Origin of the sequence: Okeania sp. SIO3I5 (genome assembly GCF_010672085.1) — a bacterium.
Taxonomy (GTDB): domain Bacteria; phylum Cyanobacteriota; class Cyanobacteriia; order Cyanobacteriales; family Microcoleaceae; genus Trichodesmium.
The window spans coordinates 1-15,584 of the sequence record NZ_JAAHHT010000036.1 but is presented as its reverse complement, the minus strand read 5'-3'; the positions used below and the strand labels follow the sequence as shown (position 1 = coordinate 15,584).

The following is a 15,584-nucleotide window of genomic DNA, read 5'->3' as shown; positions in this document are numbered from 1 at the left end:
AAGTTAGTTTCGTTGATCAACGTGATTGGAACTTGGATACGATTGATATAATTTGTATCAAAACTACCAACGATATAACCTGGGATTTTTTTGTTTTCTACTCTTCTTTTGCTAAAGACAGCGCACTTTGCTATATTTCCAGTAGTCTGCTAATTTCACCATCGTCCTCTAAATTCTCAAGAGTCACAAAATGAATTGCTTTTAGGTCATTAGGAATATTATCGGCACTCGCTCCAGGTAAAAGTACAGGAATAATTTGAAGCTCTTTCTTGTTAATGCTTTTGTGGAGTTTATGTAAATAGCTAATTTCCATCTCTTGTCGCGTCCTTAGACTATTTGTTCCCAGAAAAGGGGGACGTTCTTTGAATATAAATTTTTCTCTTTTATTCCCTATTTTTCTCATAAAAATATAATCACACTTAACATTTTCAAAACTGGTGTAAAAATTGATATACCCATCTTCTATGAAAGCACCTGTTAAATTTGCTTCTTCAAAATCTGTCTCTATAGCTTGAACTAATAGAAGATTAGCTTCACTAAGATTAGCTCCCGTGAGGTTAGCTCCCATGAGATTAGCTCCTGTAAGATTAGCTCCACTGAGGTTAGTTCCACTGAGGTTAGCTCCCATGAGGTTAGCTCCACTGAGATTAGTGTTTGTAAGATTAGCACCTTTTAAATTAACATTCTTTAAATTAGAAAAGCTCAAATCTGAATCACTGAGGTTAGCTCCCGTGAGATTAGCTCTCATAAGATTAGCTCCACTGAGATTAGCTTCTCTTAGGTTGCTATTTGTAAGATTAGTATCTTTTAAATTAACATTCCTTAAATTAGAAAAACTAAAATCTGCACCGCTTAAATCATCTTCACTTAAATCATCTTCACTTAAATCAACTCCAACATAATCTTCTGCTAAACTAAGTCCTGCAACTTTCGCTAACTCTGATAGCTTACCTGTTGGTTCAGATTCAATTTTTTGAAAAAGAGCACCTAGCTCTTTAGGAGTTAGAGGGTTTTTCATATATCAACTCTACTTTACTCAAATAATCTTTAAGTTTTGGTTCTAAGACATTTCTAAAAAATGCCATAATTTTTGTTTCTTTTACTCTATTTGTTTCTTTTACTCTAGAGGGAGTCCGAGCATCCCTAACTCCCTCTTTATCAGTTATTTTTATTATTTGTATGTAGTTTTTATTTATTTTGATTTCAAAGGTAGCACAAAGAGCATAACGATCGCCTGATATATTCTTAATATATCCAAGTATCTCATCTTTAAGAGTACCATTTAAAACTTTTGAATTCTCTTGATTAGCTTTAAATTCCCAACAAGGAGTTTCAGGACTTCCTGTAGAATTTATAATCCAATCTTCTTTCTGAGTTTTAATAAATTTACGTTCACTGATAGGCATTACCCCATTTTGAAGATTAAATCTTAGTTTACCACGCTTTATTCCAAATATAATACTACCTTTTTGGTTATTATCATAGATAATTTCTTGATCATATTCACCAAAACTAATACCTAATACAATACCAATTGCTTCACTTTGATTAATTTCTGTTTGTGCATCTCGGAAAAAATCTAATTCAACAGATACTAAGTCCCCATTATACTTTTGATCTAATGTTTTTTTGATATAGTCCCCCTCAATTATGCGAACTATATCTTGATTCGGGATTTTTTCCACTCCCTTTTCCTCTTTTGGTGGCAACTTTGGTAAAGGAACTTTAAGATTATCTTCTATAAAGCTTTTGACTCCAATATAAACAAAACTTTCCCTATTCTTAAGCTTGCAAATTGAAATGTGGTCTTCATCCAATGGTATTGGAATCACACCTTTAATGCCAGGATTTGCGCTATTTTCACCCACAACTAAAATACCAGAAGTTGGTAGATTTTCGTAGTAGACTTGCATAGGAATCTGACTTAGTATTTCGTGATTCCGATAAACATTTGTTAGCTCTTGCAATCGTGGATTATGAGCTTCCAATTCTTTAATAGTAACAGTATTTCGGAAAATCAAACGCATATACTGAATCAAATTTGCCATATAAGAACCATCATGGGGTGTAGAAAAGAAAACAATACCTTTAGTTTGGTTTACAATTGCTTTCCATTGTGGAGTCCCAGAATCTAAGGCATTGCGCAGCATTTGTTTTACTAAAAGTCCTCCCATACTATGGGTAATAAAAAATAAAGGGCGACTACCAATTTTGTAGGTATCAAGAACTTTCAGAATATTAGTAGCACGATGGACTAAAGGCATACTGGTGCCCTTCCAATGAGAAGAATTTACCTCATATCCTAGAGACCAAATGCCCATATTTGGCAAATCTTCTCCCAACCAAGCAGGCCAGAAATTATCATCATCACTTTTTTCTTGAGGATGCCAAGTTTTACGAGGATGTCCATTCAACCCATGAACAAAAATTACATCTCCAGTACGGTTTCGGTTATCACAGCCAGATATTTGTAAGATTCTTGATTCACTCATAATTGAGTTTAGTTATACTGTTAAAGATATTTATTCTAAATGATAAGGACGTTGCACGCAACCTCCCTGCTTTGCGATCTATTATAGCGATCGCTATTACTGTCAGAATATTTTCCAAATATCAAATTTAGTAGTCATAGCAAGAATTTAACTTCTAACTTTGAGCATAAAAAGCTCTAGTCCAGTAGTGGAGTGTTTCAGCTAAAAATGTAGGCCCTTGTAGAACGACAGTGAAACCCAATAATATAGAATCCGGGTAATTAGTTATCGTATTGCTTTAGGAGTCAGGAGTCAGGAGTCAGGAGTCAGGAGAAAGAAAAGATTGGAACTTGGAAATTATATAATTTGTATTCAGTAGAACATCTGTATTAAGAGAAAGTAATTTTGCAATTACTGTATAACCGGATTCTATATAAAACCTTATTAATGTTGGGTTTCGTCCCTCAACCCAACCTACACCTATTGCACCATTTTAGCTGTGTCAGTCCAGTAGGGTGCATTAATTTCCAGCGTAACGTACCATCAGATTACCTACCATTAAAAAAGGTGTGTGACAGCTAAATTTATTGACTTGGTGTCAAACTAAAAAGTGGATGCGTCACACACTCTACTATTTTTAAATCCCACTAAAGAAGGTGCGTTACACTTCGTTAACACACCCTACTGGATTAACTTCTATAAGAGGCGAATAGCTATTCGCCCCTACAAAATGCTGAACTAATTTTTGACATAAAAATCTCTAGTTCCCTTAGCATTAATCGCCTCTCCCAATCTATTTAAACCATGCACATAAGCAGCAGTGCGCATCGAAATAGATAACTCCTGAGATATTTGCCAAATCTTCTCCGTTTCTACCACCATTTTTTCCTTCAATTTTTGATTAACCTCATTCAAACTCCAATACAAACCACTACGATTTTGCACCCACTCAAAATAACTCACTGTCACCCCACCAGCATTAATCAAAATATCAGGAAATACATAGATTCCGCGCTCTTCTAAAACCTTATCGGCAGCAGAATTAATAGGGCCGTTCGCAACTTCAAAAATAAACTTTGCTCGAATATCTGTGGCATTTTTTTCAGTAATCTGATTCTCCAAAGCAGCAGGAATTAAAATATCCACATCCAAAGCTAAAAGTTCTTCATTAGTCAAAACTTGATGCTCAACAATATTGCAAACAGTATCCTGACAATAAACTGCTTGCATCTGCTTATTAGATTCCTTATATTGACGAATACTCGGAATATCTAAACCCTGTGCAGAATAAATACCACCCTGAGAATCACTAACAGCAACAACCTTATAACCACCTTGGCAAAGTAACTCTGCCAAAACCGAGCCAGCATTACCAAATCCTTGCACTGCAACCGTAGTTTTTTCTGGAATACATTCAAACTTCGGCATAATAGTTTCAATCGCAAAAAAAGCACCCATTGCTGTTGCCGTATTTCTACCCAAACTACCACCGATACTCACAGGTTTACCCGTAATCACCGCCGGACTTAACTGTCTTCTAATAATACTGTATTCATCCATCATCCAACCCATAATCATCGGGTTAGTGTACACATCCGGTGCCGGAATATCCACATCAGGACCGATAAAATCAGCGATCGCGTCAATATATCCCCGACTCAAACGTTCCAATTCCATCCGAGATAATTCTTTCGGATTAACAGTAATTCCACCTTTTGCTCCACCAAAAGGCAAACTCAAAACAGCACATTTAAAAGTCATCCAAAAAGCCAAAGATTTTACCTCATCAATAGACACATTGGGATGATAACGAATACCACCTTTTGTTGGTCCTCTTGTATCATCATAACGAACTCGATAACCTTGAAAAACTCGTAATGAACCATCATCCATCCGGACAGGAATTGAAACTATTAAAGTAGCTTTAGGATATTTGAGGCGTTCTTTTGTATCTTCCGAAAGAGAGACATATTTTAAAGCCTTTTCTAACCTACGACTAGCATCATCAAACAAAGAATCTTCTGACATAAATACCTCTTTGTTATAACTGAATTTATTTTTATATTTCGATCATAAATCTTTTGTCTTTTAATTGACTCTAATAGTTAAGAAAATGTAACAAGCTTTTATATCAATTAATAATTAATCCCCAGAGGTTTAAAGCCTTTCCTTAATAATTGATAATTAGAGATAGTTTTCATTATTACCCCACACCCCCTAATCCTCTGACCCCACACCCCACTTTACTCAAAAATTATTATGATAGAGAACTACCTAAATATCTTATGCCTTCTGCCTTTAAAGAAAAATCTTTGTAGAGCACTTAAATCAAAATTGGGATAAAGTTCTAGATTCCTCCCAGATATCAACAGGACTTACGCAAAGAAACCCGGGTTCTACGGTAAATCATTGTTTTTGACAATAAACATCTACGAGAAACCGGGTTTCTGAGTTCCCATGGCTTTAGTCCTAATCAAGAAAGAAAATATAAAATAGATAGTAATAATACTTAGTTTTGTACCTTATGGTAGAAGTCCTCGCCGCCTTGTCTGCATCAGCAGCAGCAGGTATTAGAATAGCACTACCCTTACTGCTAATAGGTTTATTGCAAAATGATCTATGGGCAAAAGTTCCTCTACTCTCTCAAATCTCCCCGCAAATAGTAGTGGGAATATTAGTCAGTTGGTCTTTATTTGAAATCTTTGCCTCAAAAGACCTATTGGGCCAACGTATTCTCAATTTAGTTCAACTCTTATTTAGTCCAATAGTAGGAACAATTATGAGTATGGCGATCGCTGAAGCTACTCATATAGAGGGTTGGTTAATTATGGTTATTGGAGTTGTGGGGGGTTTACTTGCCTTGGTGCTGCAACTGGTTCAGGTTGGGTGTTTTTTTCGGTGGCGCGGTTTACCTGTTTGGATGCTGTTATCTCAAGACATTCTCTGCATTTGCCTAGTAATTTTTGCCTTCGATGCACCGCAACAAGGAGGATTAATTGCCTTACTATTATTATGGTTAGCTATCCGTACTTATCAAGATTGGTATCGATGGTATAGCGCAAGTCAAAATTCAAAATTCAAAAGTTAAAAATTCAAAATTCAAAATTCAAAATTCAAAAGTTATCTCTGACGCTCGTTTGAGCATTTACAAATATCCGCCTCAAAATTCAAAATTCAAAAATTCAAAATTCAAAGTAATTTCTGACGCTTGTTTGAGTATTTATAAATATCCGCCTCAAAATTCAAAATTCAAAACTCAAAACTCAAAAGTTATCCCTAACTGAGTTTGAGCATTTTGAGCATTTGTAAAAAAATTTTTGAGAAAAGGTATAAGGGGCATCTAAACGATGCCAAATATTTCTATTAATTAGAGTAAACCAGCCAAGTGTAAAGGGCCATGACCAGTAATTAACTCCAACAACAAAGCCATAAAACCAAGCATTGCTAATCGTCCATTCCAGACTTCTGCTGTAGTAGTTAATCCCCATTGCCATCTTTCTTGAGGATACATTTTGATAATTTTTTTCATTTGGATGGCATCAGAAAAATCACGACTTGGAGCATCTAGAGCTTCCATAACTAAATCTGCTAAATCATTGATAAATACTGGATGAGTATTCAGAGCAGGTACTCGGTAAAAATTACTAATTCCAGCTGCTTCTGCCACCTCGCGATATTCCATATCAATTTCTTGCAGAGTCTCAATATGCTCAGAAACAAAACTTATGGGAACTACCAATAAATCATTCACCCCACTATCTGCTAATCCTTGAATAGCATCTTCAGTGTAAGGTTTTAACCATTCCACAGGGCCAACTCGACTTTGATAAGCTAAAGTATGAGCATTCGAGCGATTCAACGTTTTCATAATTTTCTCTACACAATCTTCAATTTCTGCCTGATAAGGGTCTCCTGCTTCTTCAACGTAGCTCACCGGTACACCATGGGCACTGAAAAAGATATGTACTTGCTCTGAGTTTGGACAATGGTCTAATTCTTGAGCGATTAATTCTGCCATTGCCTGGAGATATCCTGGTCTTTGATACCAAGAAGGAACAACGGTGTATTCAGTTTTCTCTAGTTCTGGGTCTTTTTGCCAAAGTTTATCGAGCAATCTAAAACTTGAACCGCTCGTGCTGATAGAATATTGAGGATATAGTGGCAGAATTACTAACTTTTCTACTTGGTCACGCTTAATTCTAGCAAGAGCTTCTTCTGTAAAAGGATGCCAATAACGCATTCCTATATAAGTTTGAGTCGCTAATCCTTTTTCTTCTAACTTTTGTTGCATAGCCAAAGCTTGCTGTTCCGTAATCGATCTTAATGGAGAACCACCGCCAATTTCCTTATAATTTTCCTGAGACTTTTGATAACGCATAGTGGAAATGAACCATGCTAAAGGTTTCTGTAGCCAAGGAAAAGGGAGACGAATAATTTCTGGGTCAGAAAATAAATTGAAGAGAAAGGGGCGTACATCTTCTAGTTGTTCAGGCCCACCTAAATTAAGTAATAATACTCCAACACGACTCATAGTGTTAATAAGGCTCCCATTATAATATTTGTTACTAAATTTAACATATTTATATTTTCTTAATTATATTTGTTGACAAATGTAGAGTCAACCACTAACCCAAATCTATTTTTGTTTGAGTAATTAAGTATAAGTTTAATTTATACTTCTTGTGTCTTTTGACCAAAAAATAAGGTCTCAAGTCTCACATTTAAAGAGCATGAAAAAAAATATACGGTTCAGTATTTCAAGTCTTTGACTTCAGTGTTCGACACTGATAACTAGGGTTTGCTGAAAACAGCAAAGTGTGGGAAGTGTCGGAGGTGTCGGAGGTGTCGGAGGTGTCGGAGGTGTCGGAGAAATAATTTTTCCTTGATTTTTCTGCCTCGCCCTGCCCCAAAGTCCTCACTTTATGCAGCTCTTTTCACCGACAAACTGATACTTTTTCACGACTTAAAGTGGGTCAAACCTTTATCTGTAAATGCTTTGATATTTAATCAGCAAGCCCTAACTAATAACTGATAACTGAAATAAAATGGCAACAATTTTAAGAGACTGGAGCTATAGATATCAATGGTTGTATGACGGAATTTCCCGTTTAGCAGCTCTTAGTGTTGGAGGAGAAGCTCGCTTTCGCCAACTAGCTTTACAGGGGTTAACTATTAACCAAAATACTCAGATACTTGACCTTTGTTGTGGTAGTGGTCAAACAACTAATTTTCTAGTTAAATACTCTCAAAATGTTACAGGATTAGATGCTTCTCCACTATCAATAAATAGAGCTAAAAAAAATGTACCATCGGCTAAATATGTAGAGGCATTTGCTGAGGATATGCCTTTCTCAAATAATCAATTTGATTTAGTACATACAAGTGCTGCTTTACATGAGATGAATTCTGAACAATTAAAGCAAATTATTCAAGAAGTTTACCGAATTCTGAAGCCTGACGGAATTTTTACTTTTGTTGATTTTCACAGTCCGACTAATCCTTTATTTTGGCCGGGATTAGCAATATTTTTCTGGTTATTTGAAACAGAAACTTCCTGGAATTTTATCAATACAAATATATTGGATTTATTACAAGAAGTAGGGTTTGATTTAGTTAATACTGACTTACCTAAACCCCTTTTATATGTTGGAGGTAGTCTGCAAGTAGTTCAAGTTCAAAAATAAAAGTAATATCATGTCCGGTTGAATAATTATAATTAAAGTCCGTAGTAGGGGTTTGGTCTCCAAACCCAATATGCGTTTAGTCTTAAAACCCAAGTGCATAAAGGATTCAGAAACCAAACCCATTTTAAATTAATAATGCAAGAATTTTGAATTTATTTGACTCCTGACTCCTGACTCCTACCCTTACCAAAAGATTGTATTCAGCAAACCTTATTTATTTTGGATTTTGATTACTCAGCAAAATAATTCCGATTCCCATCAATATCCAAGTTCCTTCAAAACCAACATTAATCCGGTGAGTTTTTTCTCTACTCAATAAATACTGAAATTCTCTATCTGACAATTCTAGAGCAGATTGTGTAAGTTTTTGATTTGCTTGAGTTAAGCGCATAAAATCTAATGCTCCCCAATAGGTGGAGATACCAACAACGAAAATACCAATTCCTGTACCAAATATACGCAACATAATTATTTGTTTTTTCTAATTTAAAGTGGGTTTATTTCATTAATTGATCATGGATAATGGATAATTTGAAGATAAGAATGTATATCTTGAGATTTCCTATAATTTCATATTAATTATAACTAAAAAAATAAGGTCTCATAACAAGTCAGATTTAGAAAATCTAATTATATATTATCTCTTTTGGTTCACCCCAGAATCAGTCTATAATAACCATATTTGTTATCAAGTCTCCCTTTGGATAAGCTAGAGGTACTGATAACTGATTATTGATAACTGATAACTGAAATGACTAACCAAGTTTTAATTATAGGTGGATACGGCAGAATTGGTAGTAGTGTTGCTAGAGATTTAGCAAATTCTACCAACTCAGAAATTACTATTACCGGACGTAAACCAGAAGCAAATATCAAAGAAATTCCTGTTTCTAGAATTAGCTCTGGAGTTAAATATTTAGCTCTAGATTTAGCAGATAAAGAAAAAGTCAAAAATATTATTCATTCCTATAGTAAATCTTCTGGAAATTTAGTTATTCACTGTGCGGGACCGTTTCATCATCGCGATACTAATGTTCTCAAAAATTGCATCGAAGCTGGTATTAATTATGTCGATATTAGCGACCATAGAGGTTTTACTTCTAAAGCTTTAGAATATTCTGAATCTGCGAAACAAGCTGGAGTTACAGCAATTATTAATACAGGTATTTTTCCAGGAATTTCTAATAGTTTAGTCCGTCAATCTGTAGAACAATTTGATGAACCAGAGGAAATACATTTAAGTTATGTAGTAGGTGGTTCTGGTGGCGCCGGAGTCACAGTTATGCGAACGACTTTTTTAGGTTTACAAAATAATTTTGATGTCTGGATCAATGGTAAATGGCAATCTGTTAAACCTTATAGCGATCGCACAACTATTAATTTTCCATCTCCCTACGGCAAAATAGGAGTTTATTGGTTTGATATGCCAGAATCTTTGACTTTAGCTACTTCTTTTCCTGTGAAAACTGTAACTACAAAGTTCGGTTCTTTTCCCGATTTTTATAATTATTTGACTTGGATGACTGCTCATTTATTTCCTGTTAGTTGGTTAAAGAATTCAGGGGTAATAGAATTTTTGTCTCAAGTTAGTTATAAAATGACTCAAGTTACAGATAAATATAGTGGTACTGGTGTAGCAATTCAAGCAAAAGTTATTGGAAAAAAGTCAGGGGAAAAAGTTGATTTTTGCTCGTCAATTCTACATAAAGATACTGCAACTGTTACGGGCATTGGTGCTGGTGGTATTGCCGAATTAATATTGTCTGGAAAATTGCATAAACCCGGAGTTTGGTGTGTCGAAAATAGTTTGTCTACGGAGTTATTTAAACAGGTAATGCAGAGTCGTGGATTTGTGAAAAATTATGGTGAAAATTATGTGGTTTATCAGGTATAAAATTAAATCAATTTTGTTATAATTAATGTTGAGGATATTATTACTTTAAATAAGTGTATAATTCTCCATCATATTTAAAAAAGTAAGACTTCCTCGCATAATTTACTAAGCTGAAAGATGAAATTTATGTCAGAAATCAAAGAAATTTGCACTGTGTACCTAGGAAACTCAATGCTTGATGATGACTATACTCTTTATGAAGACGGACAAGTTAAAAGGTTTTATGATCGAAACCAATGGTCATTGAATAACGAAGAGTGGGTTGACGCAAAAAATCTTAGCGATGGTATTAAGCAAAAATTGTTAGATAAATGTCCAGAAGATTATAAAAATAAGGCAAGACAACTCCTTGGTTTATAATCTTATACTCAATTTTATTTAACGTTTATTGAAAAATTATCAATTGTTCAGGTGTTTTTGACTAAATCCCCGCTAACTTATGAAGTATTTTCAGCAGTCAGCGGTCAGCTATCAGCTTCATTACTTTTAGTTGATAACTAGAGCTAGTCTTTCGTGTGCTTCAATTCTCTGGTTAAAAATATAGTAGAAGTTAAGGAAATGTTTGCTTTATTGATTAAAAATCTGACAGCTGACAGCTAATAGCTGAATGCTTACGATAAATTAAATAATCAATTGATACATTCATCTAAAAGAATCTTCATTCTATGCTACTACACGAATAATTTATGTTCCTATTTCTTCTAATAATTCAATCACTTGTTCTTTTGTAACGCTAGGAAACCCATCAAGAAAATAATCAATAGTTTCTCCTGCTTTTAAATAGTCAAAAAGTGTTTATACTGCCACTATTGTACCAGCAAAAATTGGGGTTCCTCCCATAATTTCAGGAGACTTACTAATTATTGAAGAGTTTTTAAACATACAGAACTTCTCATATCTTGATAACTGATAATTGAAAGGGGGTTTGGAGACCAAACCCCTACTATTAACTATTAACTTTTGACTTTTGACTTTTGACTTCCATGAAGCGATCGCCCCTTTTTTCTATCCACTTGAATAGTCGCTTCGAGACTTTTAGTCTACCGTTGATAATTTCGTCAGATAAGAGAATTGTGCTTGCCATTATAGATAAACAAATTATACTCATAACTACCAAATTCCTGTTTAAACTAGACCGTTCAGTTTGAATATATTTATTCTAGCAAAAATTTTGATAATGTCAAAAGAGCAGAGGAGAAAATTTTCAGGAGAAAAGCTGATGGCCAAAATTAAGAGAGAAGAAAAACTTCAGCGGAGTGCTGTAGATAAAGCAGAACAAATACTCAGAGGTGCAATACCGGAATTTCTGAAGAATGGTTATGCCTGTACGAGTATGGATAAAGTAGCTAAAGCAGCAGGGGTATCCAAACAGACACTATACAGTCATTTCACAGACAAAGAAGGATTATTCACTGCATTAGTCAAGCGGATGGCTACTAAGAAATATAACTTTGTTTGTTCACAACCACTAGAGGGAGAACCGAAACAAGTATTACGGAATTTAGCAGATCGAATACTAACAGAAAACATTAATGATTCAGAATATTTAGAGTTTGTCAGATTAATTATTGCGGAGTCAGGAAACTATCCAGATTTATCCAAATTATTTTTAAATCAAGTAGCTAAACCTGCAGTAGAAATTGTCACAAAATATTTGCAAGAAAATCCAGAATTAAATCTAGAAGATCCAGAAGCAACTGCCAGAATATTTGTTGGTTCTTTAGTATATTTTATCTTGAATCAAAAAGTGCTGCATGGTATTGAAGTAATGCCAATGACAGCAGAACGTTATGTTGATAATTTAGTAGCATTAATTGTTAGGAAAGAGAGAGTGTAGTGCTATGCGCATTAAAAGTAATTTATGATTGAGTTTTGACTACGAAAATGTTCTGCAAACAGGGTTTATCAATGTTTGCGTTCTGAATGCGTAGTGTTATAAAATAGCGATCGCTAACCCAATCAGGTTGTTCTAATAGAACCAACACCTACACTATCTCAGCTACCACTATAAGCATCTATTTCACAAAAGAAAGCTGTTAATTTGATTCAGGAATTCTTATACCAAAAAGCAGAGAAACCGGGTTTGTCTCAAATGCTCTACACTTACTGATATTAACCTCTCAGAAACCCGGTTTCTTATAACGCTCCGAAGCAAGCGAATTTGATATTACAGTCGCTGCGGACTTACAATAATTAATGATCGGGATTTAATATCAGTGAAATACTCAATTCATCCTTCAAACTAATATCATACCTGGATAATCAGCGACAAAAAAACCTTATCCCTATCCCTAGACACCCTAAAAATTTTGCTATAGCAATCCGCGCTTATTTATGTTGTAATATTTTATTGTAGGGGTTTGGTTTCCAAATCCAAACGAAAATGGGACTAATCTGACCATTTTTTGAATTCAAAATTCAAAATTCAAAGTTCAAAAATTTTGATTTTAAGTGAATTTCAATAATTGTTTAATTAAGGATTGAAGTCTCGTTCTTCAGAACGAAAAAATCAAAAATATTTTCCTGATTTCAAACCTCTGACCATTTTTTGAATTCAAAATTCAAAATTCAAAGTTCAAAAATTTTGATTCTAAGTGAATTTCAATAATTGTTTAATTAAGGATTTAAGCCTCGTTCTTCAGAACGAAAAAATCAAAAATATTTTCCTGATTTCAAACCTCTGACTTTAGGCAGAAGTTATAATGAGTGAATTAATAATTTTTAATTTTGAATTGATTTTACCGAAAAATTTTGGTTTAAAGCCTCCCCTTAAAAGGGGATAATAAATAAAAATTTTCCTTCGAGTCAATCCTCTTATTTTCAAGGAGAGGTAATTATTAATTATTCATTATTCATTATTAATTGTTGACTAAACCCCTACAGTTTTTTTTCACAAATTATTTCATACTACTATCTAAACTAATGAGTGAAGTTCGTAAATGGCTAACAAGTATTTCCGGGAAAAATAAAAAAACTGCTATTAAAATCAAAATTAGAGAATTATTACAAGCAGAAAATTTTCCAGAGTTATATGAATATTTAACAGATTTTTATTTTATCAAAGCTAAAATTGATGTTGCTCAAACCGAAGAATTAATAGCAGATTATGACTTAGCACTACATTCATCACAATCATCAAATCTAACTCCAGAAAAAACAAAAAATCTCAGATTAATTCAAGGAGTAATTCGTCTCTCGGAACATATTCTCAAAAAAGATAAAAAACAATTAGTAGAACAACTATGGAGTCGTTTAGTAGATATCGAATATCCAGATATTCAATATCTACTCGTACAAGCAAAAAAAAGTAGAAGAAATCCTTGGTTACGTCCTTTAATTTCTAGTTTTCCGCCTCCTGATTCTGAATTAGTTCGGACTATTAATGCTCACAATAGACCGATAATATCTTTAATTCTTACTCCTGATGAAAAACAAATAATTGCTGGTTCTAGTGATGGTATAATTAAGGTTTTTAATCTGGCAAATGCAGCAGAAATATTGACTTTTACAGGGCATCAAAAAACTGTTACATCATTGGCAGTTACCTCAGACCAAAAAACACTTATTTCAGCTTCAGAAGATGCTACAATAAAAGTTTGGGATTTAATTGCAAAAACTCAAAAAACGACCCTATATGTACATTCAGAAGCAGTTACTTCAGTAGTTCTTACACCAGATGATAAGGAATTAATTTCATCTGCTAATGACGGTATTATTAATATCTATGATTTAGAAAAAGATCGAGATGTTTTAGATATTAAAGCGCATCAAGCAGAAGTTACATCTGTCACCCTTACCCCAAGTGGAAAGGAAATAGTTTCAACTTCCTGTGACAAAACTATCAAAGTTTGGCATCGGGAAAAAAGACAATTAATGACAACAATTCATGGTCATAATGCTGAAGTTATAGGTGCTGTAGTTACACCAGATGGCAAGTGGATTATTGCTTATGATGTGGATGGAGTATGGGATGTTTTTTACGGAGACATTTTCGTTTGGGATTGGAAAACTGGAGAGAGAATATTTTTATTATCTGGTCATGATGATGCTATTGATTCTCTAGCAGTAACTCCCGATAATAAGTATTTATTTTCTGGGGATACTAAGGGAATAATTAAGGTCTGGAGTTTAGAAACAGGAAAAGAAATTTCTACTCTTAGAGACCATAATATTTGTGTCAATAAGATACTGATTACAAAGGATGCTAAACGGGCAATTTCCTGTAGCACTGATGGGACTATTAAAGTTTGGGATTTAACTAAAATTATAGAGCAAAAAAAGTCAAATTATGCTCACATTGGTCATGCCAGGGAGATAAATACTGTTGCTATTACTCCTAATAGTAGATGGGCAATTTCAGGTGGTTTTGACATGGTATTCAAGGTCTGGGATTTAACAAATTTTTCTGAGGTTTTTTCTGAGGATTCAAGATCTGGAGAACCGGTTCATGCTCTAGCAGTAACTCCAGATGGTAAAGAGGTATTAGTAGGTTGTGGTTCTTCGTTGCCTAGTAGTAAAAAAGGAACTATTAGATTTTTTCATCCCAAAACTAGAGAGGAAATATTTTTATTTTCAGCTCCTAGTGATTTGGGAATTTCTATCGCAATAGCTCCAGATGGTAAGACTTTTATTTCTCAACATTGGGGAGACATTGTAACGAATATTTGGGATTTGGAATTAAAGGAAGAAATTGACGATTTGAGTGATCATAAAGAGGGGGAAGAAATATACGATTTACGAAGGCATAGAGATGAGATATTATGTATAGCAATAACTCCCGATAGTCAGAAGGTGATTTCTGGTTCATCTGATTCAAATGTTAGAGTTTGGAATTTGCCAACAAGAGAAAAAATTTTCACTTTGAATGCTGATTTGGGTTCTGTTTATTCAGTGGCAGTAACTCCTGATAATAAGTATATTATTTCTGGTTATTATGATGGGGAAGTTACGATTTGGGATTTGACAACTGGCGAGCGAATTGCTATTTTAGAAGGCCATCAGGAATGTGTGTCAGATATTGTCGCACTGGAAAATAATCGGATTATTTCTGCTTCTTTAGATCGAACTCTGAAATTGTGGGATTTAAAAAGTCAGAAAGCGATCGCTACTTTTTACGGTAATAGTGGGTTTCGATGTTGTGCTGCAGCATCAAATGGAGAAATAGTTATTGCTGGCGATTATTTGGGGAAATTACATTTTTTAAGGTTAGAAAATTGATTTGGCCAACTTGAGAGAAAGAGGGGGAAGAGGGGGAAGAGGGGGAAGAGGGGGAAGAGGGGGGAGTTTATAGTGATTTATTGTATAAAAAAATACACTTTTTTGAGGATTTTATACTAAATCAAAGGGAGCGATCGCTCCTTTGTTAAAAACCTACCCCTGTAAAATCCCCCCCACCCCCCTTTGAAAGCTATGCTTTATAAACATCTTTCTTAACATAAAACTTGACAACATAGACTTATGTTTAAGTCTTGAATCGGCTTTTTCAGGAGAAAAGAGTATTTTTCAATACACTTTTTTATGAATGTAGACAGAATT

The 15,584-nt window shown here is 34.3% G+C and carries 12 protein-coding genes and 1 pseudogene; 6 read left to right on the top strand and 7 right to left on the bottom strand.

Annotated elements, in window-relative coordinates; all coding sequences use genetic code 11:
- Window positions 1-130 precede the first annotated feature (130 nt).
- The 3 genes from F6K40_RS11115 to F6K40_RS11105 all read right to left on the bottom strand — a co-directional run bounded on the left by F6K40_RS11115 (window position 131) and on the right by F6K40_RS11105 (window position 4,499).
- Window positions 131-1,018, bottom strand: coding sequence for a pentapeptide repeat-containing protein (locus tag F6K40_RS11115; RefSeq protein WP_293135493.1), 888 nt, complete (start codon window positions 1,016-1,018; stop codon window positions 131-133).
- Entirely contained in the window at window positions 996-2,492 is a 1,497-nt protein-coding gene (locus F6K40_RS11110; protein ID WP_293135492.1) for an esterase/lipase family protein, read from the bottom strand. The genes F6K40_RS11115 and F6K40_RS11110 overlap by 23 nt, the downstream gene beginning before the upstream one ends.
- A 717-nt stretch (window positions 2,493-3,209) precedes the next feature.
- Complete coding sequence (locus F6K40_RS11105; protein ID WP_293135491.1) at window positions 3,210-4,499, bottom strand: Glu/Leu/Phe/Val family dehydrogenase; 1,290 nt, start codon at window positions 4,497-4,499, stop codon at window positions 3,210-3,212.
- 496 nt (window positions 4,500-4,995) lie between these two features.
- On the opposite strand from F6K40_RS11105, the gene F6K40_RS11100 reads away from it, so the two are divergent.
- Window positions 4,996-5,559: a DUF4126 domain-containing protein gene (locus F6K40_RS11100; protein WP_293135489.1), complete on the top strand. Its 564-nt coding sequence runs from the start codon at window positions 4,996-4,998 to the stop codon at window positions 5,557-5,559.
- Between the two features lie 279 nt (window positions 5,560-5,838).
- On the opposite strand, the gene hemH is transcribed toward F6K40_RS11100, so the two are convergent.
- Entirely contained in the window at window positions 5,839-7,002 is a 1,164-nt protein-coding gene (hemH, locus tag F6K40_RS11095; protein ID WP_293135487.1) for a ferrochelatase, read from the bottom strand.
- A 514-nt stretch (window positions 7,003-7,516) separates the two neighbouring features.
- Between hemH and F6K40_RS11090 the strand changes: the two genes are divergently transcribed.
- Window positions 7,517-8,155: a class I SAM-dependent methyltransferase gene (locus tag F6K40_RS11090; RefSeq protein WP_293135485.1), complete on the top strand. Its 639-nt coding sequence runs from the start codon at window positions 7,517-7,519 to the stop codon at window positions 8,153-8,155.
- Between the two features lie 214 nt (window positions 8,156-8,369).
- Here the strand turns inward: F6K40_RS11090 and F6K40_RS11085 are convergent, their stop codons facing one another.
- Window positions 8,370-8,621 carry a hypothetical protein gene (locus F6K40_RS11085; protein ID WP_293135483.1) on the bottom strand — a complete coding sequence of 84 codons (252 nt, stop codon included), beginning with the start codon at window positions 8,619-8,621 and terminating at the stop codon, window positions 8,370-8,372.
- A 285-nt stretch (window positions 8,622-8,906) separates the two neighbouring features.
- Here F6K40_RS11085 and F6K40_RS11080 point away from each other — a divergent pair, with 285 nt between their 5' ends.
- Both F6K40_RS11080 and F6K40_RS11075 read left to right on the top strand, forming a co-directional pair.
- A complete protein-coding gene (locus F6K40_RS11080; RefSeq protein ID WP_293135481.1) occupies window positions 8,907-10,049 on the top strand; it encodes a saccharopine dehydrogenase family protein in 1,143 nt (380 codons plus the stop codon).
- Window positions 10,050-10,202: 153 nt separating this feature from the next.
- Complete coding sequence (locus F6K40_RS11075) at window positions 10,203-10,409, top strand: hypothetical protein (protein ID WP_293135479.1); 207 nt, start codon at window positions 10,203-10,205, stop codon at window positions 10,407-10,409.
- 324 nt (window positions 10,410-10,733) lie between these two features.
- Here F6K40_RS11075 and F6K40_RS11070 read toward each other — a convergent pair.
- Both F6K40_RS11070 and F6K40_RS11065 read right to left on the bottom strand, forming a co-directional pair.
- A pseudogene (locus F6K40_RS11070) lies at window positions 10,734-10,832 on the bottom strand (DUF433 domain-containing protein); the annotation flags it as partial.
- A 163-nt stretch (window positions 10,833-10,995) separates the two neighbouring features.
- Window positions 10,996-11,157 (bottom strand): hypothetical protein, encoded by a 162-nt coding sequence (locus tag F6K40_RS11065; RefSeq protein ID WP_293135477.1) that lies wholly within the window; start codon window positions 11,155-11,157, stop codon window positions 10,996-10,998.
- Between the two features lie 111 nt (window positions 11,158-11,268).
- On the opposite strand from F6K40_RS11065, the gene F6K40_RS11060 reads away from it, so the two are divergent.
- Both F6K40_RS11060 and F6K40_RS11055 read left to right on the top strand, forming a co-directional pair.
- Window positions 11,269-11,886, top strand: coding sequence for a TetR/AcrR family transcriptional regulator (locus tag F6K40_RS11060; protein ID WP_293135475.1), 618 nt, complete (start codon window positions 11,269-11,271; stop codon window positions 11,884-11,886).
- A 1,085-nt stretch (window positions 11,887-12,971) separates the two neighbouring features.
- On the top strand, window positions 12,972-15,266 hold the full coding sequence (locus tag F6K40_RS11055) for a WD40 repeat domain-containing protein (protein ID WP_293135473.1): 2,295 nt from the start codon (window positions 12,972-12,974) through the stop codon (window positions 15,264-15,266).
- Window positions 15,267-15,584: the final 318 nt, after the last annotated feature.

Coding starts and splice junctions, on each gene's coding strand:
- F6K40_RS11055 (WP_293135473.1), top strand. CDS start 12,972: ATGAGTGAAGTTCGTAAATGGCTAACAAGTATTTCCGGGAAAAATAAA.
- F6K40_RS11100 (WP_293135489.1), top strand. CDS start 4,996: ATGGTAGAAGTCCTCGCCGCCTTGTCTGCATCAGCAGCAGCAGGTATT.
- hemH (WP_293135487.1), bottom strand. CDS start 7,002: ATGAGTCGTGTTGGAGTATTATTACTTAATTTAGGTGGGCCTGAACAA.
- F6K40_RS11115 (WP_293135493.1), bottom strand. CDS start 1,018: ATGAAAAACCCTCTAACTCCTAAAGAGCTAGGTGCTCTTTTTCAAAAA.
- F6K40_RS11105 (WP_293135491.1), bottom strand. CDS start 4,499: ATGTCAGAAGATTCTTTGTTTGATGATGCTAGTCGTAGGTTAGAAAAG.
- F6K40_RS11060 (WP_293135475.1), top strand. CDS start 11,269: ATGGCCAAAATTAAGAGAGAAGAAAAACTTCAGCGGAGTGCTGTAGAT.
- F6K40_RS11080 (WP_293135481.1), top strand. CDS start 8,907: ATGACTAACCAAGTTTTAATTATAGGTGGATACGGCAGAATTGGTAGT.
- F6K40_RS11085 (WP_293135483.1), bottom strand. CDS start 8,621: ATGTTGCGTATATTTGGTACAGGAATTGGTATTTTCGTTGTTGGTATC.
- F6K40_RS11065 (WP_293135477.1), bottom strand. CDS start 11,157: ATGAGTATAATTTGTTTATCTATAATGGCAAGCACAATTCTCTTATCT.
- F6K40_RS11110 (WP_293135492.1), bottom strand. CDS start 2,492: ATGAGTGAATCAAGAATCTTACAAATATCTGGCTGTGATAACCGAAAC.
- F6K40_RS11090 (WP_293135485.1), top strand. CDS start 7,517: ATGGCAACAATTTTAAGAGACTGGAGCTATAGATATCAATGGTTGTAT.